At 70.0% G+C, this 26,086-nt stretch carries 24 protein-coding genes, 1 tRNA gene and 1 pseudogene; 11 read left to right on the top strand and 15 right to left on the bottom strand.

The window, feature by feature from the left end; genetic code table 11:
• The first annotated feature begins 381 nt into the window (after positions 1-381).
• Both ABD259_RS00765 and ABD259_RS00760 read left to right on the top strand, forming a co-directional pair.
• Positions 382-858, top strand: coding sequence for a hypothetical protein (locus ABD259_RS00765; protein WP_344159401.1), 477 nt, complete (start codon positions 382-384; stop codon positions 856-858).
• A 116-nt stretch (positions 859-974) separates the two neighbouring features.
• Complete coding sequence (locus tag ABD259_RS00760) at positions 975-1,922, top strand: sporulation protein (RefSeq protein ID WP_344159398.1); 948 nt, start codon at positions 975-977, stop codon at positions 1,920-1,922.
• 369 nt (positions 1,923-2,291) lie between these two features.
• Here the strand turns inward: ABD259_RS00760 and ABD259_RS00755 are convergent.
• Both ABD259_RS00755 and ABD259_RS00750 read right to left on the bottom strand, forming a co-directional pair.
• Positions 2,292-3,462: pseudogene (locus ABD259_RS00755) on the bottom strand (thiolase family protein).
• Between the two features lie 47 nt (positions 3,463-3,509).
• Positions 3,510-4,283: an acyl-CoA thioesterase gene (locus tag ABD259_RS00750; RefSeq protein ID WP_344106811.1), complete on the bottom strand. Its 774-nt coding sequence runs from the start codon at positions 4,281-4,283 to the stop codon at positions 3,510-3,512.
• Positions 4,284-4,349: 66 nt separating this feature from the next.
• Here ABD259_RS00750 and ABD259_RS00745 point away from each other — a divergent pair, with 66 nt between their 5' ends.
• Together ABD259_RS00745 and map are read left to right on the top strand one after the other, a co-directional pair.
• On the top strand, positions 4,350-4,847 hold the full coding sequence (locus ABD259_RS00745) for a winged helix-turn-helix transcriptional regulator (protein ID WP_344106809.1): 498 nt from the start codon (positions 4,350-4,352) through the stop codon (positions 4,845-4,847).
• Positions 4,848-5,189: 342 nt separating this feature from the next.
• Positions 5,190-5,972, top strand: coding sequence for a type I methionyl aminopeptidase (gene map / locus ABD259_RS00740; RefSeq protein WP_344159395.1), 783 nt, complete (start codon positions 5,190-5,192; stop codon positions 5,970-5,972).
• A gap of 300 nt (positions 5,973-6,272) precedes the next feature.
• Here map and ABD259_RS00735 read toward each other — a convergent pair.
• Positions 6,273-6,361 (bottom strand) — tRNA-Ser (locus ABD259_RS00735).
• 64 nt (positions 6,362-6,425) lie between these two features.
• Positions 6,426-6,944 (bottom strand): SigE family RNA polymerase sigma factor, encoded by a 519-nt coding sequence (locus ABD259_RS00730; protein ID WP_344159392.1) that lies wholly within the window; start codon positions 6,942-6,944, stop codon positions 6,426-6,428.
• Positions 6,945-7,331: 387 nt separating this feature from the next.
• Here ABD259_RS00730 and ABD259_RS00725 point away from each other — a divergent pair, with 387 nt between their 5' ends.
• A complete protein-coding gene (locus ABD259_RS00725) occupies positions 7,332-8,285 on the top strand; it encodes a hypothetical protein (protein ID WP_344159389.1) in 954 nt (317 codons plus the stop codon).
• Positions 8,286-8,289: 4 nt separating this feature from the next.
• Complete coding sequence (locus ABD259_RS00720; protein WP_344159386.1) at positions 8,290-9,261, top strand: MauE/DoxX family redox-associated membrane protein; 972 nt, start codon at positions 8,290-8,292, stop codon at positions 9,259-9,261.
• A 256-nt stretch (positions 9,262-9,517) separates the two neighbouring features.
• Here the strand turns inward: ABD259_RS00720 and ABD259_RS00715 are convergent, their stop codons facing one another.
• Positions 9,518-10,195 carry a hypothetical protein gene (locus ABD259_RS00715; protein WP_344106803.1) on the bottom strand — a complete coding sequence of 226 codons (678 nt, stop codon included), beginning with the start codon at positions 10,193-10,195 and terminating at the stop codon, positions 9,518-9,520.
• A 149-nt stretch (positions 10,196-10,344) separates the two neighbouring features.
• Between ABD259_RS00715 and hisC the strand changes: the two genes are divergently transcribed.
• Positions 10,345-11,433, top strand: a complete 1,089-nt coding sequence (gene hisC, locus ABD259_RS00710; RefSeq protein WP_344106802.1) for a histidinol-phosphate transaminase — start codon at positions 10,345-10,347, stop codon at positions 11,431-11,433.
• 136 nt (positions 11,434-11,569) lie between these two features.
• Here hisC and ABD259_RS00705 read toward each other — a convergent pair whose 3' ends face one another.
• The 8 genes from ABD259_RS00705 to fbaA form a co-directional block, all read right to left on the bottom strand.
• Positions 11,570-12,820, bottom strand: coding sequence for a transcriptional regulator (locus ABD259_RS00705; protein ID WP_344106801.1), 1,251 nt, complete (start codon positions 12,818-12,820; stop codon positions 11,570-11,572).
• Positions 12,821-13,085: 265 nt separating this feature from the next.
• Positions 13,086-14,393 (bottom strand): UDP-N-acetylglucosamine 1-carboxyvinyltransferase, encoded by a 1,308-nt coding sequence (gene murA / locus ABD259_RS00700; protein ID WP_344106842.1) that lies wholly within the window; start codon positions 14,391-14,393, stop codon positions 13,086-13,088.
• A 416-nt stretch (positions 14,394-14,809) separates the two neighbouring features.
• Positions 14,810-15,724 (bottom strand): phosphoribosylaminoimidazolesuccinocarboxamide synthase, encoded by a 915-nt coding sequence (locus tag ABD259_RS00695; protein ID WP_344159736.1) that lies wholly within the window; start codon positions 15,722-15,724, stop codon positions 14,810-14,812.
• Between the two features lie 361 nt (positions 15,725-16,085).
• Complete coding sequence (purB, locus tag ABD259_RS00690) at positions 16,086-17,393, bottom strand: adenylosuccinate lyase (protein WP_344159383.1); 1,308 nt, start codon at positions 17,391-17,393, stop codon at positions 16,086-16,088.
• A 144-nt stretch (positions 17,394-17,537) separates the two neighbouring features.
• Entirely contained in the window at positions 17,538-18,797 is a 1,260-nt protein-coding gene (purD, locus tag ABD259_RS00685; RefSeq protein ID WP_344159380.1) for a phosphoribosylamine--glycine ligase, read from the bottom strand.
• A 52-nt stretch (positions 18,798-18,849) separates the two neighbouring features.
• Positions 18,850-20,133, bottom strand: a complete 1,284-nt coding sequence (locus ABD259_RS00680) for an adenylosuccinate synthase (RefSeq protein ID WP_344106796.1) — start codon at positions 20,131-20,133, stop codon at positions 18,850-18,852.
• A 202-nt stretch (positions 20,134-20,335) separates the two neighbouring features.
• Complete coding sequence (locus tag ABD259_RS00675; protein WP_344159377.1) at positions 20,336-20,755, bottom strand: DUF3151 domain-containing protein; 420 nt, start codon at positions 20,753-20,755, stop codon at positions 20,336-20,338.
• Positions 20,756-20,867: 112 nt separating this feature from the next.
• On the bottom strand, positions 20,868-21,890 hold the full coding sequence (gene fbaA / locus ABD259_RS00670) for a class II fructose-bisphosphate aldolase (protein WP_344159374.1): 1,023 nt from the start codon (positions 21,888-21,890) through the stop codon (positions 20,868-20,870).
• Positions 21,891-22,221: 331 nt separating this feature from the next.
• Here fbaA and ABD259_RS00665 point away from each other — a divergent pair, with 331 nt between their 5' ends.
• Both ABD259_RS00665 and ABD259_RS00660 read left to right on the top strand, forming a co-directional pair.
• The gene (locus ABD259_RS00665) at positions 22,222-22,608 is read left to right on the top strand and encodes a RodZ domain-containing protein (protein ID WP_344159733.1); all 387 of its coding nucleotides are present in this window, start codon (positions 22,222-22,224) and stop codon (positions 22,606-22,608) included.
• A gap of 189 nt (positions 22,609-22,797) precedes the next feature.
• Positions 22,798-23,169 (top strand): hypothetical protein, encoded by a 372-nt coding sequence (locus ABD259_RS00660; protein WP_344159371.1) that lies wholly within the window; start codon positions 22,798-22,800, stop codon positions 23,167-23,169.
• A 78-nt stretch (positions 23,170-23,247) separates the two neighbouring features.
• On the opposite strand, the gene pyrE is transcribed toward ABD259_RS00660, so the two are convergent.
• Positions 23,248-23,781 (bottom strand): orotate phosphoribosyltransferase, encoded by a 534-nt coding sequence (gene pyrE, locus ABD259_RS00655; RefSeq protein ID WP_344106790.1) that lies wholly within the window; start codon positions 23,779-23,781, stop codon positions 23,248-23,250.
• A gap of 66 nt (positions 23,782-23,847) precedes the next feature.
• Between pyrE and cutA the strand changes: the two genes are divergently transcribed.
• Positions 23,848-24,213 carry a divalent-cation tolerance protein CutA gene (gene cutA, locus ABD259_RS00650; RefSeq protein ID WP_344106788.1) on the top strand — a complete coding sequence of 122 codons (366 nt, stop codon included), beginning with the start codon at positions 23,848-23,850 and terminating at the stop codon, positions 24,211-24,213.
• Positions 24,210-24,803, top strand: coding sequence for a hypothetical protein (locus tag ABD259_RS00645; protein WP_344159368.1), 594 nt, complete (start codon positions 24,210-24,212; stop codon positions 24,801-24,803). The genes cutA and ABD259_RS00645 overlap by 4 nt, the downstream gene beginning before the upstream one ends.
• Positions 24,804-25,197: 394 nt before the next feature.
• On the opposite strand, the gene ABD259_RS00640 is transcribed toward ABD259_RS00645, so the two are convergent.
• Positions 25,198-25,782 (bottom strand): hypothetical protein, encoded by a 585-nt coding sequence (locus ABD259_RS00640; RefSeq protein WP_344159366.1) that lies wholly within the window; start codon positions 25,780-25,782, stop codon positions 25,198-25,200.
• Between the last annotated feature and the right edge of the window lie 304 nt (positions 25,783-26,086).

Below are 26,086 nucleotides of genomic sequence, written 5' to 3'. Positions count from 1 at the left end.
GGGGGTCGGGTGTGGGAATGGAAGATCGCTGTTATGTGATCTTCGATTGGTCTCGGTGGTTTGCCAACTGCCGAACTTAGACGCATGTGTAGTTGATGTCAATGGATTTGCGATGGCCCCTACGTGGAAGAAGTCGGCGCCGTCGATCTGGCCACATGCGGCCATGGGTGGTGCAGACAACGATGGAGCGTGCGACGGTCGCCGTCGTCGGCTCTGGCTGTTCGATTGGTTCTTTGTGCAGGCCAAGGCGTCGGTCCTGATCGGATGCGACGGAAATCCAGTACCGTCGACCGACAATCCGGAGATACCGCAACCGCCCAGCATTAGGAGGGCCAGAGAATTATTTCGGAGATCTATGAAGCTGTCGTTGTGGGAGCTGGAATGTTCGGCTCGGCAGCTGCGAAATACCTCGGCAGGTGGTACATGCGGATCGGCCCGAGAATGCAGCATTTTGTCGAAGAGCTGACAACCGTGGAAGACATGGTCGGTTGGTACTCGGGGCAGGAAATCACGCCCCGCCAATCCGGGTTCCTGATGGACATGATGCGGATACTGGCTCCCGACATGAGGCCGACGTCGGTTCGCTCGGCATGCTGCATCATCGAGAAAACGCCGTCGAAGTACCCCTACATCGGCCATATCGACGCGGACGAGAGCTTCAGCGTCGTCATCGGAGGCAATGGCCACGGTGCTCGCGGGTCCGACGAGATCGGCAGGCTCGCCTCGACCGTCATGCTGGACCAGGCCTGGAACTCTCCCCTTCCACGTGAGGTGTTCACCCCCATCCCCGCATCGGCCGACACCCATCCCGGTAGCGGCCGACTCTCCTTCATCAAACCGCCCTTCGGCCTGTGTTGAGCCCGATCCGTGGAACCGACGGCAGCGCCCCGCCGTCATGACTAGAGACAGGACCACGAACCGCCCCGGCGCCGCGGACCCCTCCGGTGCGCCGACGGCTCCTTGGAAGGGACGCAATGGGCTTCAAACGTTTTCTCGCCGCCTTCGGCATCGGCGGACCGAGCGTCGACACCGTCCTGGCCAACCCGCACGTCTACCCCGGCGGCACGATCGAGGGGCACATCGAACTCCAGGGCGGCGAGGTCGACTCCCGCATCGACGAGATCGCCCTCTCGCTCGCGACCCGCGCGGAGATCGAGCACGACGAGGGCGAAAGCCAGGTCCAGGCGGGGTTTGCCCGCGTACCCGTCACCGGCCCGTTCCACCTCGCGGCGGGTGAGCGCAGGTCGATCCCCTTCCGCTACCCGGTGCCCTGGCAGACCCCGCTGACCGAGGCCGGCGGTGCCCCGCTCCCCGGCGCGGTCGTCGGCGTGCGCACCGAGCTCGCGGTCGCCGGAGCCATCGACAAGGGCGATCTCGACCCGCTCCGCGTGTATCCCGTCCCCTCCCAGGACCGCCTCCTGGAAGCGTTCGCCCGCCTCGGCTTCCAGCTCAAGCACACCGACGTCGAACAGGGCCACATCAGCGGTACCCGCCAGGAGTTTCCGCTGTTCCAGGAGATCGAGTACTACGCCTCACCGCGCTACGCCCACGAGGTCAACGAACTCGAACTCTCCTTCATCGCCGACCCGCACGGCATGGACGTCGTCATCGAATTCGACAAGCGCGGCGGCCTCTTCACCTCGGGCCAGGACGTCTACGGCCACTTCCGCGTCGATCACGCCGACGCCGACCGCATCGACTGGGCCGCCCAGGTCGCCAGCTGGATCGACCAGGCCCTCGAACGCCACCGCGGGCTCTTCGGTGGGTTCGGCCACCAGCCCCACGGGCACTACGGCCACGACGATCACGGCGGAGGCGGCATGGGCATGGCCGCGGGCGCTGTCGGCGGCCTGGCCGCCGGTTTTATCGCGGCCGAAGCCATCGACGAAGTCGGTGACCTCCTGGAGGGCGACGACGAGTAGCCGCAGCGCGTTCCCCGCGGTGTCCGGCGGAGGAAAAGGGGAGGCCCTCCCCGCACTTACGGCGCCCGCCATCGGCCCGCGCCGCCGTGAAGCGGGCCCGAGCCGGTCCGCATCCAGCGGGATCGGGGACTCAGCGCACCGCGTCGGGCCCCGATCCCCTAGAGAGCAGACCGGGTGCGTTCCTCCGGACGGTACGGCGTCTGCCGTGTGGGGAAGCGCCCGTCCCGAGGTGAGGGAGCAGAGGGTAAGGCAGGGCAGGGCTTACCTTGCGGGGCCCTGCTCACTCCGCGCGGCAACCGCACCACGGCACCCTTCGGCCTGGTGGAGTCGGAGCACGCGAACCATGCGGGTGATGGCACCCCCCTGTGCTCAGAGCCGTTCGACGATGGTGGCGTTGGACAGCCCTCCGGCCTCGCACATGGCCTGCAAGCCATAGCGGCCGCCGTGCTCGTGGAGCCCGTGGACGAGGGTGGTCATCAGGCGGGTTCCGCTGGCGCCCAGCGGGTGGCCGATGGCGATCGCGCCGCCGTTGACGTTGACGCGGTCCAGGTCGGCACCGGTCTCTGCGGCCCAGGCCAGCACGACGGACGCGAAGGCCTCGTTGATCTCGAACATGTCGATGTCGTCCATGGTCAGCCCGGCCCGCTCCAGCACCCTCCGGGTGGCGGGGATGACCGCGGTGAGCATGAAGAGCGGGTCGTCGGCGGCGACGGCGAAGCTGTGCAGCCGGGCGAGGGGCCGCAGGCCCAGCTCCGCGGCGCGCTCGGCGCTCATGATGAGGACGGCGGCGCTGCCGTCGCTGAGCGGGCTGGCGTTGGCCGCGGTGACATCCCAGGTGATCTGCGGGAATCGGGCGGCGGTGGCCTCGTCGTAATAGGCGGGGCGCAGGACGGCGAGGGTGTCGAGGGTGCTGCCTTCGCGGATCCCCTCGTCGGCGGTCAGGCCGTTGATCGGGGCGAGCTGGCCGTCGAAGGCTCCGCGCCGGGTGGCCTCGGCCGCCCGAGCGTGGCTGGTGAGGGCGAACTCGTCCATGCGCTGCCGGGAGATCCCCCAGCGGGCGGCGATCAGTTCGGCGGCGATGCCCTGGCCCACCAGTCCGCCGGGGTAGCGCTTGGCGAAGCCCTCCCCCGAAGGCGTCGGCCGCCCCCGCCAGGTTGGCGCCCATGGGCACCCGTCCCATCGATTCCACGCCGGCGGCGACGACGATGTCGTAGGCGCCCGCGATGACCCCCTGTGCGGCGAAGTGGACGGCCTGCTGGCTGCTGCCGCACTGGCGGTCGACGGTGGTGGCGGGGACGGACTCGGGGAACCCGGCGGCCAGCAGCGCGCGGCGCGTCATGTTGGCCGCCTGCTCACCGTGCTGGGTGACGATGCCGCCGATGACGTCGTCCACCAGGGCCGGATCCAGAGCCGTGCGTCGGAGGAGGGCGTCGAGACTGTGGGCAAGCAGGTCCACCGCGTTGACGCCGTGCAGGGCGCCGTCGGGTTTTCCCTTGCCGATGGGGGTGCGTACGGCGTCGACGATGACTGCTTCGGGCATGTCGGTGTCCTCTTCGGTGGGTGAGACGCGCGGTGCCTGGGGGCGCGTCAGTGGGGCAGGATCCGGCGGAGCTGGCGCCCCTGCGCGGCGAGTTCGCCGCTCCGGGTGTGCAGGGTGGTCTCGTCCACGCACATGTCGGCGGATGCCCAGACGGTGCGGTGGCGGACCAGGTGCCATGGGGACTCGTCGGAGCAGGGCGCGAAGTGCACCGACAGCTCCAGGCTCGGGACGGGCGCGGGCCGGTCCCAGACGGCGAACAGGCCGGGCGGCATCGCGTCGACGAGGATGAGACGCCGAGCGTGGGTGCCCAGGTGGTCGAGGTCGGGGGTGGGGAGGGCGAGCCGGACCCATGCGTCGTAGGCGGGTTCGGCTCCGGCGGCGAGCGGGCGGGACGCGCCGAGCGGCCGGATGTCCACGTGCTGACCGAACCTGGCCACGGCCGGGGGCGGTGTGAAGCGGTTCAGCGACTCGGGGGCCGGGCGCCGCGCCAGGAACGGCGCGTCACCGGGCCAGGTCGCGGGGGGAGATTCCGGTCCGTGTGTGTGACGGACCAGCGCGGTCGCCAGACCGTCGATCGAGGCGTGCGAAGCCGCCGAACGGCCGCCGCGAAGCTTACGGACGCGGATCTCGGCGGCTCCGGGCGGGACGGCGTCGAGGAAGTGCGCGGTCACCGAGCGGGGCGTCCCGCCAAGGAGGTCGGTGGCGGCCTGTTGCAGGCTGGCGGCGACCAGACCGCCGTGGGTCCCGCCGAAACCGGCCCAGTGCGGCGCGAACACGGTGGTCCGGATGTCGCCGCGCGAGGTCTGACTATGGGGTTCCATAGTCAGCAACCTAGATTTCTGGCTATGGAGATGTCAAGTTAGCCGGGGGCGCCTAGGCTTCGGGATATGACCATCAAGCTGGACCGCTCTCTCGCCGATCTGCGCTCTTGGCGACCGGAGGCGTGTGGAATGGCGATGGCCCTGGACGTCATCGGACCGCGCTCGTCGATGCTGATCATGCGCGAGGCCCTGCTCTACGGGACCCGCCGGTTCGACCTCTTCGTCGAACGGGTCGGCGTCACCGAGGCGGTCGCCGCATCCCGTCTGAAGCAGCTCACCGAGGCCGGGCTGCTCACGCGCCAGCCGTACAAGGAGCTCGGCAGCCGCACCAGGTACGAGTACGTGCCCACAGCCAAGGGCCGCGACCTCACCCCCGTGGTACTGGCGCTGATGGAGTGGGGCGACAAGCACCTGCAGCCGGACAGCGCCCCCCTCGCCGTCACCGACGACGCCTCGGGTCAGCCCGTGCGGGTCGGCTACATCGCCGAGGACGGCACCGAGCGGACAGCGGACGACCTGCGCATCCGCCCCGCCAGGCATGCTCGGCGGGCCGAGCCGTCCTAGGCGCCATCGACCATGTGGATGGTACAGCGCGACGAGGTCCGCCCCTGCCTGGATGGTCGCCCCGTCGGGTTGGCCACGACTGCCCACGGCTGGCAGGCCGCCGTCAACACGCTGACCGTCCCGCGCGGCACCGCCCACTCCCTGCGGGGTGGCCCACGACGCTGGGGATCACCGCCGACATGTCCGTGAGTGGACCCGAGCACTTCGCGTTCCGTCCCCTGAGCGACCGGGTGGTCGAACTGGGACGACAGCTCACCGCGTTCCCCGGCGGGCGGTCGGCCGGGGTGCCCCGGTGAGGGTGCGGAAGACCTCCCAGACGCCCGTCAAAGCAACGAGAAGAGGATGTCCGTCATGGAGTTGAAATCAGCGCGGGAGATCGACCTCATGCGTGTCACGGGGGAGTTCGTCGCCCAGGTGTTGACCGAGCTCGGGGACCGCGCTGACGTCGGCGTCAACCTCCTCGACCTGGAGCACCACGCGCGGGAGATGATCCGCCGACGCGGGGCGGAGTCCTGCTACTGGGACTACGCTCCCGTGTTCGGGGAGGGGCCGTTCCGCAACGTTGTGTGCCTGTCCGTCAACGACGCGGTCCTGCACGGGCTGCCCCACGACTACACGCTCCGTGACGGGGACATGCTCAGCATGGACATGGCGGTCGGGATCGACGGTTGGGTGGCGGACTCGGCCCGGACCGTCATCGTCGGTACCCCTGCGGAGGAGGACCTGCGGGTCATCCGCGCCACCGAGATGGCGCTGGACGCCGCCATCGAGGCCGCGCGTCCGGGGCATCGCCTGGGTGACATCTCGGCCGCGATCGGCGCGGTGGCGGCCGACTACGGTTACCCCGTCAACACGGAGTTCGGCGGCCATGGCCTCGGCCGGACCATGCACGAGGAGCCCCACGTACCCAACCGGGGGCGCGCGGGCCGGGGGCTCAAACTCAGGGCGGGCACGACCCTGGCCATCGAACCCTGGTTCGCCCGGACGACCGACCGGGTGGTGTTCGACCCGGACGGCTGGACGATCCGCTCGGCCGACGGTTCACGCGGCGCCCATTCCGAGCACACGGTCGCCATCACCGCGGACGGCCCCCGTGTCCTGACTGAGCGCGTCCTTACCCGCTAGTGTCCTGCGGCCGGAGCACTTCCCGCGCATCAAGGTCGTCAAAGGGAGCCCCGGCACGAAACGCAGGGGGCCGTTTACTCCGGCCCGGGCCCGCGCGGAGGCGGGGACGTGTTCGACGGACCGCATGTACATGCGGTGCGGTGCCCGGGCGAAGGCGTGGTCCGCTCACGCAGATCAGCGGCTTACGGGGGCGGTCGGCGTGCGTCCGAACGGTGCCCTTGGCATGGATCCCGGGCCGGTCCTGCCCGGCAAAGAAAACGGCCTGGGGCTCCCGCTGTGCGAGAAGCCCCAGGCCAGATGCGGAGGATCGGGGATTTGAACCCCGGAAGGCGTTGCCACCTAACCGCATTAGCAGTGCGGCGCCATAGACCGGACTAGGCGAATCCTCCTGGCAGGGACAAGCGTACAGAGTGCCGGGTGCGCGCGCAAAACGAATGGGGAAGGCGGGCGGGTTCAGGACATGGCGCGTTCGATGGCGAGGTCGGCGTCGAGGCGGAGTTTGGCGACGGCGCGGGAGAGGGTGCTCTTGACCGTGCCGACCGTGATGCCGAGTTGCTCGGCGATCTGAGCCTCGGACATGTCCTCGTAGTAGCGGAGCATGACGGCCGCCCGCTGCCGTTCCGGGAGACGGTCGATGGCGCGGTGCAGCAGGTCGGCGAGGTCGCTCTTCCAGGTGGGGTCGTCGACCTGTTGCTCGGGGATCTCCTCGGTGGGGAAGATCTCCAGGTGCTTGCGGCGCCATTCGGAGATCTGGGTGTTGACCATAGCCCGGCGCACGTAGCCGTCGCGGGCGCTCGGGCTGTTGATGCGGTCCCACGCGAAGAAGGTTTTCAGCAGGGCCGCTTGGAGCAGGTCCTCCGCGTCGGCGCGGTTGCCCGTGAGTGATCGTGCCATCCGTAGCAGCGCCGGGCCACGCTCGTCGACGTAGCCGGAGAACTCCTCGTACCTGGTTCGCCGCGTCGTATCTTTCACACGGACCACCGATCCGGGCTCGCGACCACGTGCTGTCCGCCCCCGCGGGTGGCTGCGCGGTCTCGCCCTCGCGTCCGCCCTCGTGGGCTATGGCGTGGTCTCGGTCACAATCTTCACCTTGTTCTTCACTGTTGCACGCGATACGTAATGATCAGCTCTCTTTCGCATCATGTTCGAACAAACGCGAATGATCGGGCGGATAGCGATCAACCCGCCCACAGGGGATCCAGTGCCAGACGAAGGTGACATTGCGGTCGCTTCCCCCGGGCGTTGCGCGCGAGCCATAACCCGGGATTGATGACGAAAACGGGGTCGATCGGCGTGTAACACCCTGACCTGGGAGCGGAGGGCGAAAATGGAACCGGGCACGGCGGAACAGGAGGGGCGATGTCAGTAGATTTAGGTGATCGGCGACGGCTCACCGCCGCCGTCCTCGGTGAGGAGGCGGCCCCCGCCGCCGACGCTCTTCCGGGCCGGGTCGCGCGCGGCGTGATCCTCGACATCACGCCGCACATGCTGCGCATCGCGACACCGCGTGGCGAAGAGCCCTTCCTTTTCGAGCGCAGCACCACCTTCTGGCGCGGGGGCGATGTCGACTCTTCGGCGCTGCACCCCGGAGACGACGTCGTGATCCGCTGCGCCCACGGCGGACGCTGGGTGGCCGAACGCGTCTGGGCGCAGATCGCTCGCGTCACCGGTGTGATCGCCAGGCGGGACGGCGAGGCTTTGGAGGTCGACGAGGGGCACGGGCGGCCCCGCCGCCACGTCGTGATCCCCTACCGCGCATCCGGGCGTATCGGCGTGCGCCACCCGGTCCTCGAACCCGGCTATCTCTTCGACGCCACCGGCGTGTGGCACGACGGCGCTGTGCACGCCGTGATCCCGGCCACCACCCAGGCTCCCTACCCCGTCGAGGAGGCCCCGCGCCGCCCGCCCGTCCACCGCTTCCCCGGTGCGGTGTCGGGAACCGTCGGCTGGTACGACCCGGCCCTGGGGCGGTCGACGCACGTCAACCCGCTTGCCCGCGCAGTGGGCGCCGCCTACCCGGCGCTGGACCGCAGCAGCGACTGCGGCGGCGGGTGTGACCGTGACGAGAGCTGCGGTCCTCTGCCCCTGCTCTCCATCGGCATGACGTTCTCGCTGCGCAACGACTGCACCGGCATCTCGGCCACGATCCCGGTGCTGTCCTGCGGTTCGGCCGCCGGCCGCTTCTGCGACGTGTGCACCGCCTGCGAGAGCGAGGCCAGCGGCCGTATCGCGCAGCTGACCCTGATGAGTTTTGTCGCCATGGGCGGGAGCCCAGAGTCCGGATGCTTCAACGCGACGCTGACAGTGGGGTGACGAGATGGTCGTCGAGACCTTTGCGATCAACGTGACCGACGTCGCCAGCGTCGCCGACGCGGCCGACATCGCCGGTGCGGTGCGCGAGATCCAACTGCCGATCCTGACGCTGCTCCTGCTCCTCGGCGCGGTCGCCAAGTTCGCCGACCGCTCGCCGCGCGGGAACGGCCCGGCGGCGCTGCTTCCGGCCCGGGTCCGCCGCCGCTTCGAGCTGGCCCAGGGCTGGCTCGAAGCCGTGCTCGCCGTCGGACTGCTCACGCTGACCGCCCTCCCGGGCGACATCGCCCGCGGCGCTACCGCGGCCCTGTTCACGGTGGCGGCGCTCCTGCTGCTCCGGCTGCGCGAGCGCGACCCGGAGCTGGGGTGCGGCTGCTTCGGTGGGCTGAGCACGACCCCGGTGGGGTGGCGCGCGATCGCACGGGCACTCGTCCTCGCTGCCGCGGCCGTCTCCACCATCGGGCTGGAGTCCACCGGCGTGGTCGTGGTCGCCGCTCCCACGGCGACGCACCTGGTGGCCATGGCGGTCGAGGTCGTGCTGATCGCCGCCCTGTCCCCGGAACTCAACGAGCTCGCGATACGCCTGTTCCACCTGGAGCCGTGTGAGCTGCGCGAGGTGCCGCTGCGACGGACCCTGACCCGGTTGAAGGCCAGTGATGTGTGGCGCGCCAACATGGCGCTGATCAACGAACCCAGCGGCGAGCCCGCTGATGTGTGGCGGCACGGCTGCTGGCGTTTTGTCCGGTTCGCTGGGACGCGCGACAACCGGGAGGTCGACGTGGTGTTCGGCGTCCATGTGCGGGGCCGCCGACCCGCGGTCCGCGCGGCCATCAGCGACGTGGCGAGTGGGGAGATCCTGGCGGTTCTCGGTGAGGTGGCCGCACAATCCGCTCTGCCCGCGCCGGGGGAACGGGAGATCGTCGAGCTGCCCGACACGGTGATTCCGGTGGAGGATCCCTCGAAGACCGCCCCCGGGTGAGGTCCTGTCGGCGACGGCATGTGGCAAGAGGACGTGGGGGGCGCTCCCGACGCCGTTCGGCCATACCGCCGCTAGGCCCAACAGGTGCGCTGCCGTGATCGCGCCGCCCACGTCCGATCTTTTCGAACGCCAGTTCGATAAGCCCTGACTCTAGTGCATCGGCTACCCCGAGCGCCACCCGTCCCCGTGCCGCCGGGGATCCGCGGGTGCCCCGCTGCCCTGCCGTACGGGGGCACGGCCCAGGCCGCGGCGCGGGCTAGGGGAAGACCCGGTCCTCGCGCTCGATCGCCGCTTCGGTGAACGCGCGCAGGGTCTTCTCGTAATCCCCCTCCTCTTTGGAACCGAGGATGGAGGTGATCCCCAGGTTGTCCCCGTTGCGGTAGACGAGGCTGTGCAACACCGCCGTCTCCTTCTCCATCTCGGTTTCCACGGTGTAGGCCCGGGAGGCGTCGGCCACGTCGTCGATGTCGAGTTCCTCTACCGTGTACGAGGTCGTCGCGCCCTCCTCGAACCGCACCTCGTACTCGGAGCACTCCTCCGGCGTCGGGGTGTCGACCACCTTCTGCGCGGTCTTCTCTCCGGTCGCGATCAGCATGTGCGCGATGGTGTCCTCGCCCTGGAGGAAGGTCGCCAGCGAGCTCGGTGCCTCCCGCACCTCCTTCAGCCGCCCCCACCGGTTCGCCGCGTCCAGGCACTCGGGCTTGTCCATGTCGGCCGACTCGCGCAGCTGCTCGGTCTGCTGGATGGTCGCCATCCGGGCGTAGGTGCCCTGCTCGCTGCGCTCGGCGACGATCTTGGCGTCGCCGAACTGCACGAGTTGCGCGTCGCGCAGCTTGGCCGCGGCCTCGGCGTTGGGGTCGTCGTTGGCCGCCTCGCCTCCGCTCGCGTAGCCGCAGGCGGTAAGCGCGGAGACGAGAGCTGAAACGGTGAGCACTTTAATGACTACTTTGCGTAGCGAACGAGGGTGGTCCATGGTGCTATTTCCTCTTCTGTGCGATATTGCCGCTGAGGTCCGAGTGGGCATTTTCGGCGGGCCATCGCCGAGCGTATTCTTGGACTTGCACAGAGTATCGAGGAAGGACAATGGTGTCGGAGCGGAATTCGTCGTATTTCCGGGCTGTACTTAGTTCCATCCCCGTCTACACGCCGGGCCGCAAGGTGGCCGGCCCGGACGGGCGGTCGGTGAAGCTCTCCTCCAACGAGAGCCCGTACGGTCCGCTGCCCTCGGTCCTCGACGCGCTGGCCGCCGCGGCCGGCGAGATCAACCGCTATCCCGATACCGGGGCCGTCGCGCTGACCGCGGCCCTGGCCGCCCGGTTCGGCGTCCCCGAGGACCACGTGGCCGTCGGTGCCGGCTCCGTGGGTGTCCTGCAGCAGCTCCTTGAGGCCACGGCCGAGCCCGGTGCGGAGGTCGTCTACGCCTGGCGCTCCTTCGAGGCCTACCCGCTGCTCGCCGACCTGTCCGGCGCGACGTCGGTACGCGTGCCTCTCCGCGACGAGACGCACGATCTCGACGCGCTCGCCGACGCCATCACCGACCGCACGCGCGTGGTCCTCGTCTGCAACCCGAACAACCCCACCGGCACCACCGCCCGCGAGGCCGAGCTGAACGCCTTCCTCGCCCGCGTTCCCGACCACGTCCTCGTGGTGCTCGACGAGGCCTACCGCGAATACGTCCGCGACCCCCAGGTGCCCGACGGGCTCGACCTGTTCCGCGACCGCCCCAACGTCGCGGTCCTGCGCACCTTCTCCAAGGCCTACGGCCTGGCCGCGCTGCGCGTGGGCTTCCTCATCGGCCACCCGCACGTCGCCACGGCCGTCCGCAAGACGATGGTGCCGTTCGCGGTCAACCACCTGGCCCAAGCCGCCGCGCTGGCCTCGCTGGAGGCCGAGGGCGAGCTGCTGGAGCGCGTGGAGCTCACCGTGAAGGAGCGGGGCCGGGTGCGCGACGCGCTGATCGCCGACGGCTGGGAGGTGCCGCCGACCGAGGCCAACTTCGTGTGGCTGCGCATGGGCGACGCCACCCTCGACTTCGCCGCCGCGTGCGAGGCCGCCGGTGTGGCCGTACGCCCGTTCGCCGGCGAGGGGCTGCGGATCAGCATCGGCACGCCCGAGGAGAACGACGCCCTGCTGGCCGTGGCCCATGCCTATCCGGCGCGCAACAAGGGCTGAGCCGCCGCCGCTCGGCGCCACCGCTTGGCGCCGCTGGTCGCGCGACCAGCGGCGCCGGAGGCGGCCGCGGTGACCAGGGCGACCGCCCCCCGGCCACTGCCGTCCGGCCCGGTGTGCCGGGTGGCGGTGGCCCCGGCTACTTGCCGGCCTTGTCCTTGTCGAGCTTCTCCACGATCAGCCGGTAGAGCTGGCGCGGGCGCCCCGGCTGCAGCGTGCGGTTGGGCGGCAACGGCCAGGCGAGCCCCTCCTCGACGAGGGTGCGCAGCAGCCGCCGGGCCGTCCGCGGGGTGACACCGAGCATCCGCCCCGCGTTCTCCGCGTCGACGACCAGCGGGCCGTCCTCCTCGGCGATTTTCTCGGACAGCCGCACCAGGGTCTCGCGGCCCTTGGTGCGCAGGGGCTCCGCCGTCTGCCGCTGCGGGGCACGCTGCGCCGGAACCAGCGACCGGCCCTCCCGGTCGACCGCGAAGCTCTGCCGGGTCGCCTGTGCCCGGCTCAGCGCCGCGCGGGCGTGGGTCTCGGCGTCCTGCGTGGTGCGCCCCATGCCGATGCCGACCTCGATGGCGATGCCGAGTTCGGCCTTGATCCGCTCCACGAACGGCGGCTGCCGGAAGCCCTCGGTGGCCGACACCAACGAGCCCCGCGTCGCGGTGACCATGAAGGTGTGGTCGTCCACCGGGTGCGCCGCCGCGTTGATGCGGTGGGCCTCCTGCAGCAGCAGCCGGTGGAGGGCCAGCCGCAGCTCGTCGCGCCAGTACCGCGGGGTGGAGCGCCGCGTGGAGTCGCGCAGCGTGGGGACGTCGACGATCACCACGCCCAGCTGCGCCTCCTCCAGGCGGTGGTGCGCCCCGAGCAGACCGGCGGTCTGCAGGGCGCTGCGCACGCCCGCGTTGGTCGGACGGAGCCGAATCACCGGTACCCCGATCGCCTCCAGCCGCTCGGCCACGCCCCGGACACAGGTGATGGCCATCCGGGTGGCCTTGCGCCGCCACAGCCCCTCGTGGAACGAGGTGAGCTGTGCCGTACTGGTCAGCTCCTCATGCACGTGGATGCCGTCGACAGGCAGGTCCACCTCCGAGTACGCCTCGACGACATCGGCCCGGCCGAGCACGTCGAGGCTGGCCCGTGTGGGCTCGAATCTCTCGTCCAAGGTGGCCCGCAGAAGGGCCTCGTGCAGGCTGGCCCCGCCGAGCGGCACGTAGGTGGCGGGCATGGTCAGTACCCCCGCCTTACGTGCGAACTCGTATGGGACGGGGCTCGCGAACAGATAGGCATCGATCGCTGACCCCAGGCGCAGTACCTTGTCGGTCGCCTCTTGCTCGTCTCGATAGGCGGCGGCGATCAGTCTGGCGTTGAGTGGGCCCGTAGACCCCGGCCCCATGAGCATGATGCGCTCCACCACTTCATGGGGCCCAATGACACCAATTGTCAAATCGCCAGTACGCTGCGCACTCACCTCGGGCTGCTCCCCGCTACCATTCCACGCTCTTCACTATGTGCGCCCACTGGTTTCCCGAACCTGTTTCTGTCACGGCATGATTGCCGCGATCGTACCCATTGTGCGGGGCAGATGAAGATCGTTTCACACAGAACGCTGAAAGCCTGGGCGAAAGATCGCTCTCCCACCCCGGCGTGAACTGGGTATTTGTCTCTTATGCCGCGCTTTCGCGGGTGACATCGGCGCCCAAAGCGGCCAAGCGGCTGGCGAACTGAGAGTGACCGCGGTCTACCAGGTAGCCCGATGCCACGACCGTCTCACCCTCGGCCACCAGACCGGCCAGCACCAGAGCGGCGCCGGTGCGGAGGTCGTGCGCCACGACGTCGGTCCCCCGCAGCTGGGTCGAGGGGGAGCCGTGCACGATCGCACGGGTGCCGTCGACCTCGATCTTGGCGCCCATCTTGTTCAGCTCGTCGGCCAGGGCGAAGCGGCCGTCGTAGATGGCTTCGTGCAGGTAGCTCTCGCCGTCGGCGAGCGTGGCCAGCGCCATCAGCGGCGACTGCAGGTCGGTGGCGAAGCCCGGGTAGGGCGAGGTGACGGCGTTGATCGGACGCAGGGGGGCGTCGGCGTCCCGGCGCACGTGCAGCACCGCACCCTGCTGGGCGAACTCCACGCCCATCTGCTCCAGCTTCCAGCGCGCGACGCCCAGGTGGTCCAGGTGCGCGCCGACCAGGCTGACCTCGCCGCCGGTGGCCGCGGCCATCATCGCCAGCACACCGGCGTCGATCCGGTCCGACATGATGGTGTGCTCGACGGCGGTGAGCGACGCGACGCCCTCGACGGTGATGATGCCGGTACCCCCGCCGGAGATCTTCGCGCCCATGCGGGTCAGGAACTCGATGACGTCGAGGACCTCGGGCTCCAACGCGGCGTGCTCGATGACCGTCGTCCCCGGCGTCAGCACCGCGGCCATGATCAGGTTCTCGGTGCCGGTGTGCGAGGGCGTGTCCAGATAGAGGGGGCCGCCGCGGAGGTTCGAGGCCGTGATGTTGATGTGGTTGCGCTCGGCGTCCTCGGTCACCTCGGCGCCGAGGCGGGCGAACCCGCGGTAGTGGAAGTCGAGCTTGCGGCTGCCCAGGTTGCAACCGCCGACGCCCTCGATACGCGCCTGGCCCATGCGGTGCATGAGCGCCGGGACGAAGAGCACGGAGCCGCGGAAGCGGGCGGCGATGTCGGCGGGGAGGACGGCGCGCTCGGGATCGCCGAGCTCGCTGGCGTCGATGACGATCGTGCGCTCGGGCTCGTGGAACTCCACCTTGGCGCCGATGTGCTCGGCGAGCTCCAGCGCACGGCGGACGTCCTCGATGATGGGGACGTTGCGCAGTACCGTTCGGCCCTCCGACGCGAGCAGCGCGGCGCCGATCATCGGCAGGACGGCGTTTTTCGCGCCCTGGATGAAGGCCGTTCCTTTGAGGGAACGGCCGCCACGGACGCGGTAGCGAACCTGCTGGCCCATGCGCATGTACTCCATTCGTGTGGCGGATGTCGGTGATGATGCTGCGGGGGAGTGTCGCCCGCCACGGTTGGACGTGGGACATGCGCGGTGCGGCCCGGCGAGGGGATCGGCACAGCCGTCGGCGTCGAGGACCGGTGACGACATATCCGGCGGCGGGTCTCCAATGCCCAGCGGCGGGAGGATCGCGGCGGGGGTTTCAGGAGGAGACGGGCCCGCCAAGAGGCCACGTGATCGCCCGGCGGCAGGTCGACACACTGTCCTGTGCGCCTGTGGGGCGGAACCGGAAGCCCGCCCTGGCACAGAACGGGTACCACTGTATGCGTTGTGCGTCGCCTTCGGGGCCATCGTGGTGGGGATCACCGGGAGGGGTGATGCCCGCGATGGGGGCGCGGCCGGCCCGGCCCCGGCCGGCCGCTGTCGGCTCAGTGGTGGTCGATGGCAGGGGCCGAGCCGGTGAGCCGGTCGTAGACCTCGATGTACCTGGCCCGGGTGCGCTCGACGACCTCGTCGGGCAGCGGCGGGGGCGGGGTGTCGGCGGCCCGGTCCCAGCCGGAGGCGGGCGAGGTCAGCCAGTCGCGGATGACCTGCTTGTCGAACGACGGCTGGGCGCGGCCGGGGCTCCAGGAGTCGGCCGGCCAGAACCGCGAGGAGTCGGGGGTGAAGACCTCGTCGGCGAGCACCAGCTCGCCCTCGGGGCCGCGGCCGAACTCGAACTTGGTGTCGGCGAGCAGGATGCCGCGATCCTCGGCGATCGCGCGCCCGCGCGCGTAGACGGCGAGCGTGAGGTCGCGCAGTTCGGCGGCGAGTTTCTCGCCGTGCGCGGCGGCCACGGCGGCGAAGGAGACGTTCTCGTCGTGCTCGCCCACCTCCGCCTTGAGCGCGGGGGTGAAGATCGGCTCCTCCAGCCGGGAGCCGTCGACCAGGCTCGGCGGAAGGGGGACGTCGCAAACCGTGCCGGTCTGCCGGTACTCGGCCAGGCCGGACCCGGTGAGGTAGCCGCGCGCCACGCACTCCACCGGGATCATCTCCAGGTTGCGGCAGACGAGCGTGCGCCCGGCCCAGTCCGCGGGTGCGCCGGGCGGCGGGGTGTCGGTCAGGACGTGGCCCGGTACCAGGTCGGAAAGGCGCTCGAACCACCACAGCGTCAGCTGGGTCAGCAGTCGCCCCTTGCCGGGGATCTCGGTGGGCAGCACCCAGTCGTAGGCGGAGACGCGGTCGCTGGCGACCATCACCAGCTCGCCGCCCGCGGTCGCGTAGAGATCGCGGACCTTGCCGGTGTGCAGGTGCGTGAGGCCGGGAACCTGGACGGGTTCGGGTTTGACGACGAAGCCGCTCAAAACGTGGGTGTCCTTGTCCATCTCGGATCGGTGGGGCGGAGCTGGGCCCCGCCGAAAAGCGTCAGTACGGGCGGTCAGGGCCCGGGGGCGGGGGTGGGACCCGGCGGGCTGGCCGTGCGGGTTGTGCGGCCCGCGGAGCCCGTAAGGGCCGCACTGGCCGGTTCCGCGGCGGCTGCCGGGACGCGGGTGCGGCAGAGGCCGACCAGTGCGGTCCCCGGCCCGCGCCGCTGGTTTGCCGTGCCCCCGGAGCGTCGGGAGCCCCGGCGTCGTGGGACCACGTCGATGCACTGGTCGGCCCTCATCGGATGTCCGCTCCTCGCCCCCCCTCGGCCGGATCAGCCGGACGCGACGGCCGGGGCGGCTAGCTCACCTTCGCCAGCCGCTCGAAGACGCCGCCGAGCCGCTGCACGAAGCGCTCCGGCCGGCACACCTCGTCCAGCCGCGCCTCGTCCAGTGTGACCCCGCGCGCGGAGGCCTCCGCGCGCAGCGTCTCGCGGAACGCGGTGCCGGTCTCCCACGTCCGCATCGCCGCGGTCTGCACGAGAGCGTAGACGTCCTCACGGGACATCCCCGTTTCCAGCAGCTCGGAGACGACCGTGGAGGAGTAGATCAAGCCGTTGGTGGAGTCGAGGTTCGCCCGCATCCGGTCGGTGTCGACGACCAGCCCGCTCACCAGCTTGGTGGTGAGGTTGAGCAGGTAGTCGGTGGCGATCGCGGCGTCCGGCAGAGCGATGCGCTCGGTGGAGGAGTGCGAGATGTCGCGCTCGTGCCACAGCGGGATGCCCTCCATGACCGGCACGATCTGGGCGCGCACGTTGCGCGCCATGCCGCAGATGCGCTCCGACATGATCGGGTTCTTCTTGTGCGGCATGGCGCTGGAGCCCTTCTGCCCCTTGCCGAACGGCTCCCACAGCTCGCGCACCTCGGTGCGCTGGCCGTGCCGCACCTCCAGGGCGATGGCCTCGCACACGGTGGCCATGATCGCCAGGCAGGACACCCACTCGGAGATGCCGTCGCGCAGCACCACCTGCGTGGAGACGTCGGCCGGGCGCAGGCCGAGCTTCTCGGCGACATACGCCTCGACCTTCGGGTCGATGTTGGAGTAGGTGCCGACGGGCCCGGAGATCGCCATGACCCCGACGGCCTCGCGGGCGCGGCGCAGCCGGTCGCGGGACCGGGCCATGCCGAACGCGAAGTCGGCCACGCGGTGCCCCCACACATCGGGCTCGCCGTGGATCCCGTGGGTGCGGCCGACGCGCAGCGTGTCCTTGTGTGCCAGCGCGTGGTCGCGCAGCGCGGCGACCAGGGTGTCGGCCTTGGCCAGCAGGATGTCGGTGGCCTCGACCAGCTGCGCGGCCAGCGCGGTGTCCAGCAGGTCCGACGAGGTCATCCCGAAGTGGACCCACGCGGCGGCGTCGCGCGGCTCGGTGTTGTCGGCCCACGCGGTCAGGAAGGCGATGACGTCGTGCTGCGTGACGGCCTCGATCTCCGCCACCCGCTCGGGGGTGGGCGGCGGCGCCTTGCGCACCGGCTCGACCGCGTCCGCCGGGATCGTCCCCGCGGCGGCGTGCGCCTCCATCACCAGGGTCTCGACCTGGCACCAAAGCTCGTACTTGTGGGCGTCACTGAAGACGCGCCCGATTTCCGGAAGGGTGTAGCGCTCGATCACACCCTTATCTTCGCAGGTCTCCACCCCTGGAGTAGGACCCAGGCCACCCCTGTGGAAAACGGCTCGTCGCCACAGGGGTGTCATTCACGCAGCGCTGCCGGCCGCACACCAGGTCGCTGGAACCGACGTGTCCGGCCCGCCGCCTTAGCGCATGTCTTTGCCGAGCGCCGCCTTCTCGGCGATGTCGGTACGGAAGAACGATCCCCGCAGCTCGATCTTGGCGGCGGCTTCGTAGGCACGGCCGCGGGCCTGGGTGAGGTCGGGGCCGGTGCCGACCACGTTCAGCACGCGGCCGCCGTTGGACTTCAGGTCGCGGGCGCCGCTCCAGGCGGTGCCCGCGTGCAGGACGTAGGCGCCCTCGACCGCGTTGGCGGCGTCGATGCCGGTGATCGGGTCGCCCTTGACCGGGTCGCCTGGGTAGTTCTCCGCCGCGATCACCACGGTGACGGCCGCGCCCGGGTGCCAGTCGAGCGAGGTGATGCCGCCCAGCGCCCCGGTGTCGGCCGCCTGCAGCAGCGAGCCGATGGGTGTGGCCAGGCGGTCCAGGACCACCTGGGTCTCGGGGTCGCCGAAGCGGGCGTTGAACTCGACCACCCGCGGCCCGGCCGAGGTCAGGGCCAGGCCGACATACAGCAGGCCCTGGTAGCGGGTGCCGCGCTGGGACATCTCGGCGATGGTCGGCCGGACCACCGACTCCATCACCTCGTCGACCAGGCCGGGCGCGGCCCACGGCAGCGGGGCGTAGGCGCCCATGCCGCCGGTGTTGGGGCCCTCGTCGCCCGTGTAGGCGCGCTTGAAGTCCTGGGCCGGCAGGAGCGGAACGGCGTGGATGCCGTCGCTGAGCACGAACAGCGACACCTCGGGGCCGTCGAGGTACTCCTCGATGACCACGCGGCCGCACTCACGCGCGTGCTGCTCGGCCAGCGCGCGGTCCCCGGTCACCACGACGCCCTTGCCCGCCGCCAGGCCGTCGTCCTTCACCACGTAGGGCGCGCCGAAGGCGTCGAGCGCCTCGGCCACCTGGCCGGGGTTCTTGCACACGCGGGCGCGCGCCGTGGGGACACCCGCTGCCTCCATGACCTCTTTGGCGAAGGCCTTGGAGCCCTCCAGCCGCGCCGCCTCGCGGTCCGGGCCGAACACCGGGATACCGCGCTCACGCAGCGCGTCGGCCACCCCCTCAACGAGAGGCGCCTCCGGCCCGACCACCACGAGCTCGGCGCCGATGCGGGCGGCGAGCTCGGTGACCGCCAGGCCGTCGAGCACATTGATGACGTGGTTGTCGGCCAGCGCCGAGGTGCCCGGGTTTCCGGGCGCGCAGTGCAGGTCGGTCACCCCCGAATCGCGGGAGAGCGCTCGGACGAGTGCGTGCTCGCGGCCTCCGCCGCCGAGGACCAAGGCTTTCACGTAGCGGACCCTTTTTGTCGTCGTGGGGAAACGTCGTGCGGGGCTGCGGGGCTCAGACCAGGGAGCGCAGCTCCAGCGTCTGGTCGCGCCCCGGGCCCACACCGATGGCCGAAATCTGGGCTCCGGACATCTCCTCCAGGGTACGCACGTAGGCCTGAGCGTTCTTGGGAAGCTCGTCGAACGAGCGCACGTGGGAGATGTCCTCGTTCCACCCGTCGAAGTACTCGTAGATCGGGGTGGCGTGGTGGAAATCGGTCTGGGTCATCGGGATCTCGTCCCAGCGCTCGCCGTCGACGTCGTAGCCCACGCACACGGGGATCCGTTCGAGACCGGACAGCACGTCCATCTTGGTCAGGAAGAAGTCGGTGATGCCGTTGACGCGCGTGGCGTAGCGCGCGATGGGCGCGTCGAACCAGCCGCACCGGCGGTTGCGGCCGGTGGTCACGCCGTACTCGCCGCCCTGCTGGCGCAGCCACTCGCCCTGCTCGTCGAGGAGCTCGGTGGGGAAGGGGCCGGAGCCCACGCGGGTCGTGTAGGCCTTGAGGATGCCGATGACCTTGGTGATCCGGGTCGGGCCGATCCCGGCCCCCGCGCACGCCCCGCCCGAGGTCGGGGAGGAGGACGTGACGAACGGGTAGGTGCCGTGGTCGATGTCGAGCAGGGTGCCCTGCGAGCCCTCCAGGAAGACGTTCTTGCCCTCGTCCAGGGCCTGGTTGAGCACCAGCGAGGTGTCGGCGACGTACGGGCGCAGCAGGTCGGCGTAGCCCAGGTACTCCTCGATGATCTGCTCGGCGTCCAGCCCGCGGCGGTTGTACACCTTGGTGAGGATCTGGTTCTTGTCGTTGAGCGCGAGCTCGATCTTCTTCCGCAGGATCTTGGGGTCGAACGTGTCCTGCACGCGCACACCGGCACGGGAGATCTTGTCGGCGTAGGTCGGGCCGATGCCGCGGCCGGTGGTGCCGATCTTGCCCTTGCCCAGGAAGCGCTCGCTGACCTTGTCGAGGGCCCGGTGGTAGGGCATGATCAGGTGCGCGTTGGCCGAGATGAGCAGCCGCTCGGTGGTGACGCCGCGCTCCTGCAGGCCGCGCAGCTCCTCGAAGAGGACGGCGGGGTCGATGACCACGCCGTTGGCGATCACCGGCACGACGTCCGGGGAGAGGATGCCCGACGGCAGCAGGTGCAGCGCGTACTTCTGGTCGCCGATGACGACGGTGTGGCCGGCGTTGTTCCCGCCCTGATACCGCACCACGTAGTCCACGCGGTTGCCGACAAGGTCGGTGGCCTTGCCCTTGCCCTCGTCTCCCCACTGGGCTCCAACGAGTGTGATCGCCGGCATCCGCGTCTACCTCTTCATTCGTTCGATCTGACCGCAGACAACATCGCGCGGTGTCGTGCACGCACAACTAAGGCCCCGGCGCAAGTCAGCACAGGGGCCCTTGCGTCTAGAGCCTACATGACCCGGAGCCGTCGAGGCAGTGCGGGTGAGCGCCGTCCCCGCCGGCCCCGGGACCCGTGAGTGTGCTGGTCAGAGCCGCACGTTAGCCCTCCAGCTCGTCAGCGGCCGCCGCGCTGCTGTCGCGCAGGAAGGTCGCGCAGCGCTCGGCCTCGTCGGTCTCTCCGATGGCCTTGGCGGCGGTGGCGAGCATGTGCAGGGAGCGCAGGAAGCCGCGGTTGGGCTCGTGGTCCCACGGGATCGGGCCGTGGCCCTTCCACCCGGCCCGGCGCAGCTGGTCCAGGCCGCGGTGGTAGCCGGTGCGGGCGTAGGCGTAGGCGGCTACCGGGTCGCCGTCGGCGAAGGCCCGTTCGGCGAGCTCCGCCCAGGCCGCCGAGTAGACGGGGAACCGAGCGGCGACGGCGGCGGGGTCGTCAGCGCTGGCGGCCAGTGCCTCGCGCGCCTCGGGAAGGTCGGGAAGGTGCGTGGCCGGAGGTTCTCCGAGCAGGTTCTTGTGCAGGTCCATGGGCCCCATCCTGCCAGCGTCGGCCCAGTGGGCACGGCGAAGCCCCCGATCCCGCGGGGCGGGACGGGGGGCCGTGCCGCCCCGCGGGCGGTCGTAAGGGCGTGTTGGGGCGCTACTTCAGCTTGTTGCCCGCGGACTTCAGGTGCTGGCAGCCCTCAACGACGCGGGCGGCCATCCCCGCCTCGGCGGCCTTGCCATACGAGCGCGGGTCGTAGGCCTTCTTGCTGCCGATCTCGCCGTCGATCTTGAGCACGCCGTCGTAGTTCTTCATGACGTGGTCGACGATCGGGCGGGTGAAGGCGTACTGCGTGTCGGTGTCGATGTTCATCTTCACGACGCCGTAGTCGATGGCGGCGTGGATCTCCTCGGTGGTGGAGCCGGAGCCGCCGTGGAAGACGAAGTCGAACGGCTTGGTCCGGCCGTACTTCTCGCCGACCGCCTGCTGTGCCGCCTGCAGCACCTCGGGGCGCAGCTTGACGTAGCCCGGCTTGTAGGAGCCGTGCACGTTGCCGAACGTCAGGGCGGTCATGTAGTAGCCCTTCTCGCCGAGGCCGAGCACCTCGGCGGTGCGCAGGGCGTCCTCCGGCGTGGTGTAGAGCTTCTCGTTGATCTCGCCGACGATGCCGTCCTCCTCGCCGCCGACGACGCCGACCTCGATCTCCAGGATCGTGCGCGCCTCCTTGGACTTGGCCAGCAGCTCGTCGGCGATGCGCAGGTTATCCTCCAGCTCGACCGCGGAACCGTCCCACATGTGCGACTGGAACAGCGGCTCCTGGCCCTTGGCCACCCGCTCCTTGGAGATCTCCAGCAGGGGGCGGACGAAGCCGTCGAGCTTGTCTTTGGGGCAGTGGTCGGTGTGCAGGGCGACGTTGACCGGGTACTTGTCGGCGACGATGCGGGCGAACTCGGCGAACGCGACCGAACCGGTGACCATGTCCTTGATCGTCGCGCCCGACAGGAACTCGGCGCCGCCGGTGGAGATCTGGATGATGCCGTCACTCTCGGCCTCCGCGAAGCCGCGCAGCGCGGCGTGGAGCGTCTGGCTGGAGGTCACGTTGATGGCCGGGTAGGCGAAGCCCTGGGCCTTCGCGTGGCCCAGCATCTGCGTGTAGACCTCGGGGGTCGCGATGGGCATGGTGTGACTCCCTGCTTGACCTGGTGTTTCGTCGGACCGCCCCGCGGTGTGCCCGCTGGTGCGTTGCAGCCAGTATTACGAACTCGGACGGCCGGTATGGGGTCTAGTCCAAATTGACGTCACCCCCGCAAACAGTGCATGGCTCGGGTTAAATGCATCGGATCATATGATGAATATGTGGACAATTCGTAGAATTCCCGTCGCGTTAGGTGGTGAAACCCGCGATTGATGCGGGTCTGTGCCCACCCGGCATCGATTGTCAGAGGTGATTCACGCTACATTCGGCTGCGTGGGACGACATCGCAATGATCCTCGTGGCGTTGGCCAGATCGTGGCCATCGTGGGTGCGGTCGTGCTCTTCATCACTCTCGTCGTGCTGGGTGGGTACTTCCTGTACCGGTCGCTGCCCGGAAGCGCGGGCGGCGGCGTGGTCTCCGAGGGGGCCGGGACCTCCGCCGACGCCAGATCCGAGTCCGCGAAGATGGAAGTGCTCTACGTCAAGGTCGTCGGCGACTCCAGCGACGTACTCGTCCGGATCCCCGGTGGGGACGTGCTCAGCGACGTCACCATGGAGCAGGGGCAGTACGTCAGCTTCGACCAGCCGTCCCTCGACGTCACCATCGGAAGTCCGGACGCCGTCGAGGTCTACGTCAACGGCGAGCTGCGGGACATCTCCGGTGAGGAGCCCGGCTACACCTTCACCGCCGAGGCGCCCTGATCCGGTCCGGGCCTCCGCATCCATGCCTGCGCAGCGGTCGTCGTCCACGATCGCCGCTGGTCCAAAGCGCGCAAAATCCCTGGATCACACGCGCGCGGTAATTGCTTTGGGTGGTGCGAAGATTACTGTTTGTGTTCGTCCGGTGGTCATACGCCGACCACGCTGATCGCATCACTGAGGGGGACGAACATGACTCTGCTGCGCGAGATGGGCCGGGCCGCCGCTGCCGCCGGAATCGTGGGCGCACTGCTGACTCCGGCATCCGCCTTCGCCGAGATGGACCCGCACGTCACCTACAAATACAGCCACAACCGCATCGACGCCTACGAGGGCGGGGACCACATCGGCTACGTCCGCATGGACGGCCAGTACAAGATGTACATCAAGGACACCAGGTGCGACCGGTTCAGCCCGCACGGAGTGGTCGACTCCTCCAAGAAGGAGTGGTGGAACTCCGGCGGCTGCAAGGACCCGGAGAAACTGCACAAGGTGCCACACGCCTACCACTTCATGCTGAAGTTCAAGGGCGAGAAGCCGTCCAAGTGGAACCACATTCACTGACCCGCGGTATCTCCGTGGGGGCGCCGGCCGGCGCCCCCACGCGTCTGTGCGTCCCGCGCCACACGCCGTGCGGGCGCCTCAGACGTCCAGGTCGGAGGCGGCGAACGCGGTACGGTACTCCAGCCCCTCGCCGACGACCTTGGCCTGCGCGCCCCGGTCCACGATGACGGCCACCCCGACAACCTCGGCTCCGGCCTCGCGCAGCGCCTCCACGGCGGTCAGCACCGAGCCGCCGGTCGTGGACGTGTCCTCCACCGCCAGCACGCGGCGGCCCGCGACGTCCGGGCCCTCGATACGGCGCTGCAGACCGTGCGCCTTGCCGGCCTTGCGGACGACAAAGGCGTCCAGCCGCTGTCCGCGCGCGCTCGCCGCGTGCATCATCGCGGTGGCCACCGGGTCGGCGCCCAGGGTCAGCCCGCCCACGGCGTCGTAGTCCAGGTCGGCCGTAACGTCGAGCAGCACACGCCCGACCAGCGGCGCGCTCTCGCCGTCCAGGGTCACCCGGCGCAGGTCCACGTAGTAGTCGGCCTCCTGGCCCGACGACAGGGTGACCTTGCCGCGCACTACGGCCTTATCGTTGATGTGTCGAAGCAGGTCCGAACGATCGCTCATGACCATTGAGCCTAGGACCTATCGATCACCATCCTGAGCAGCCAAGAGGTACGAATGGCGGATTCGATGACCCAAACGGTGCCCGTGCGGGTGGAGATGACGACGGACGACCGGGCCTCGGCTATGGAACTGGCGCGCTCGGTCGTCGAGCGCGGGCTCGTGGCCTGCGCTCAGGTCGGCGGTCCCATCACCAGCCACTACCGCTGGCAGGGAGAGGTGTGCGCCGACGAGGAGTGGATGGTCGTGATGAAGACCAGCCGCGACCGCCTTGACGAGCTCACCGCCCATCTGGTCGAGGCCCACTCCTATGAGGTACCGGAGATCGTCGCCGTCGCCATCGAGGGCGGCAACCCCGAGTACCTGGAGTGGGTGATTGCCGAGACCCGTCGGGCCGATCCCCCGATGCCCTCGACCCCCGCGGCGCACGAATGAGCGCGGTCACCCTGGTCCTCCTGCACGACCCGGCGTTCACCCCGGAGCGGTGGGGCCACATGCCCGCGCGCTTGGCCGAGCACGGCGCGCGCGTGGTGCTCCCCACGATCGACGACGCCGACCGGCCGCCCTACGCCGCCCGCTACATCGCCCGCGCCGCGCTGGAGATCGCCGACGCGGCCCCCGCGACGCCGCTCCTTCTCGTCGCGGAGGGCGCCGCCGGCCCGCTGGTCCCGCAGATCGGGGCCGCACAGCGCGCGGCCCACCGGCACGTCGCGGGCTACGTACTGCTGGACGCCTGGCTCCCGCAGCCGGGAACGCCCACCCGCGCCGAACTCGTCGCGGCCCAGACGCGGGCCGCCGACACCCCGGTGACCCCCGAGCCGCGCCGCCCTCCGGGCTTCTCCACCGAGCCGCTGCCCCTGGTCCAGGACTGGCCGGACGCGCCGTGCGGCTACCTGCTCACCGACGAGCGCTATGCCGCGTGTGCCCGGCTGGCCTCCCTGCGCGATTGGCCGGTGGCCGAGGCGAGGGGCGGCTCCGTCGAGGAACAGGCCGACACCCTGCTCGACCTGGCCCGCCGCCTGTAAAGGGGAGCCCCGATCCCCTCCTTCCGTTGATCTCGGCGATATCGACCGAATACCGGCGAGTATTCGGTCGATATCGCCGAGATCAACGCGGGATCGGTCGGTGGATGGAAAGGCGGAGGCGCGCCCGCCTCCCCATGCGGACGCGCCTCCTGGAATGCTGCGGTGCAGCATTCCCTTGATTACCAGTCGGTTTGGAGGGTCGCCCTGTCGAGGAGGGCCAGAAAACCGCTCCAGTACCCGTCCGGTAATCCGTCGCCGGAGCGGGGCTCCGGCGGGTGCCGACCCGCGCGCTCGCCCCCTCTGCGAGTCGCGCCAGGTCGGCGGACCGCCGATGCCGGGCCCTGCCCCCTCAACGGGGCCGCGGCCTATCGGCGGTGCCGGGGGGAAATGGTCTCTAACCGCTCATCGGTGGCTTACCTACCTCGTCAAGGAACGACAGGGCATGGTCGAGATCGTCGGGCAGGGCAACGCTCCACACGTCGGCCTCGTGGCCGAGGCACAGTTCGTCGCGCAGTCGCCGCATCCGCTCCTCCAGGTCGGCGGAGACCCGGGTGAGCACGGTGATGCGGCCGCGACTCAGCAGTGCGATCGACTCGCCTTGGGTGAAGTACTGGCGCAGCTCGTGGCCGAGCACGATCAGCCGAGCGGTCCGCCGCCACGGGTCGAGGCCTGAGGCCAGCGCCACGACGATCAGGACGTGCGTGGCGGAGGGATGCGCTTCGGGGCCGCTGCCCCGGTACACCTCGCCCAGCCGCGTACGCAGGTAGGCCGTGGTGGCCAGGCCCGTGAGCGGGTCCTGGCAGTCGTCGCGGGAACGCCCGCCGTCGACCCACCCCTCGGCCACCGAGGTCATCAGGTCCAGCGGCGGAGCCGACCAGCCGAGCACGTCGGTCAGCGCGGCGAAGTCGGTCAGTGCCGCGCCGATCGAGATGCCGGACCGTGCTCTGGCCTGTCCGAAACGCACGCATGCCGACGACATGTCGGTTCCCTCGAACGCCGCCGTGCAAAGAGATTCGACGGCCGGGGTCCACCAGTCGTCCGGCGGATCCCACCCGGTCTCCCGACTGCGGAGGCACCAGAGCTCGCGCAACCGGCGACTGGATATGATCCGTTCCACCAGTTCAGAGCCCTCCACTTCGATCCCCAATTCTGTCTCGGCGCCGTTCAGCGCCGTTCGGTCCGCCGCTGCCGGATGGGTCCGCGCCCCCGTTTCGGCGGGCCCATCCCAGCGTCTTCACCCCTAAAGACAGCCGTAGGTGGCGGTTATGACGCGAGTTCGAGAT

The sequence above is a fragment of the Nocardiopsis rhodophaea genome (assembly GCF_039530945.1).
Classification (GTDB): Bacteria; Actinomycetota; Actinomycetes; order Streptosporangiales; family Streptosporangiaceae; genus Nocardiopsis_C; species Nocardiopsis_C rhodophaea.
This window is presented reverse-complemented; position numbering and strand designations above follow the sequence as displayed.

Bases quoted from the DNA above. Each gene is read 5' to 3' on its own strand.
- ABD259_RS00765 (WP_344159401.1), top strand. From the start codon at position 382: ATGTTCGGCTCGGCAGCTGCGAAATACCTCGGCAGGTGGTACATGCGG.
- ABD259_RS00640 (WP_344159366.1), bottom strand. From the start codon at position 25,782: ATGTCGTCGGCATGCGTGCGTTTCGGACAGGCCAGAGCACGGTCCGGC.
- ABD259_RS00760 (WP_344159398.1), top strand. From the start codon at position 975: ATGGGCTTCAAACGTTTTCTCGCCGCCTTCGGCATCGGCGGACCGAGC.
- ABD259_RS00680 (WP_344106796.1), bottom strand. From the start codon at position 20,133: ATGCCGGCGATCACACTCGTTGGAGCCCAGTGGGGAGACGAGGGCAAG.
- pyrE (WP_344106790.1), bottom strand. From the start codon at position 23,781: ATGAGCGATCGTTCGGACCTGCTTCGACACATCAACGATAAGGCCGTA.
- fbaA (WP_344159374.1), bottom strand. From the start codon at position 21,890: ATGCCCATCGCGACCCCCGAGGTCTACACGCAGATGCTGGGCCACGCG.
- ABD259_RS00705 (WP_344106801.1), bottom strand. From the start codon at position 12,820: ATGCTCATGGGGCCGGGGTCTACGGGCCCACTCAACGCCAGACTGATC.
- murA (WP_344106842.1), bottom strand. From the start codon at position 14,393: ATGCGCATGGGCCAGCAGGTTCGCTACCGCGTCCGTGGCGGCCGTTCC.
- hisC (WP_344106802.1), top strand. From the start codon at position 10,345: ATGGTGTCGGAGCGGAATTCGTCGTATTTCCGGGCTGTACTTAGTTCC.
- ABD259_RS00645 (WP_344159368.1), top strand. From the start codon at position 24,210: ATGAGCGCGGTCACCCTGGTCCTCCTGCACGACCCGGCGTTCACCCCG.
- ABD259_RS00725 (WP_344159389.1), top strand. From the start codon at position 7,332: ATGTCAGTAGATTTAGGTGATCGGCGACGGCTCACCGCCGCCGTCCTC.
- ABD259_RS00750 (WP_344106811.1), bottom strand. From the start codon at position 4,283: ATGGAACCCCATAGTCAGACCTCGCGCGGCGACATCCGGACCACCGTG.
- ABD259_RS00720 (WP_344159386.1), top strand. From the start codon at position 8,290: ATGGTCGTCGAGACCTTTGCGATCAACGTGACCGACGTCGCCAGCGTC.
- map (WP_344159395.1), top strand. From the start codon at position 5,190: ATGTCCGTCATGGAGTTGAAATCAGCGCGGGAGATCGACCTCATGCGT.
- ABD259_RS00660 (WP_344159371.1), top strand. From the start codon at position 22,798: ATGACTCTGCTGCGCGAGATGGGCCGGGCCGCCGCTGCCGCCGGAATC.
- ABD259_RS00675 (WP_344159377.1), bottom strand. From the start codon at position 20,755: ATGGACCTGCACAAGAACCTGCTCGGAGAACCTCCGGCCACGCACCTT.
- cutA (WP_344106788.1), top strand. From the start codon at position 23,848: ATGACCCAAACGGTGCCCGTGCGGGTGGAGATGACGACGGACGACCGG.
- ABD259_RS00745 (WP_344106809.1), top strand. From the start codon at position 4,350: ATGACCATCAAGCTGGACCGCTCTCTCGCCGATCTGCGCTCTTGGCGA.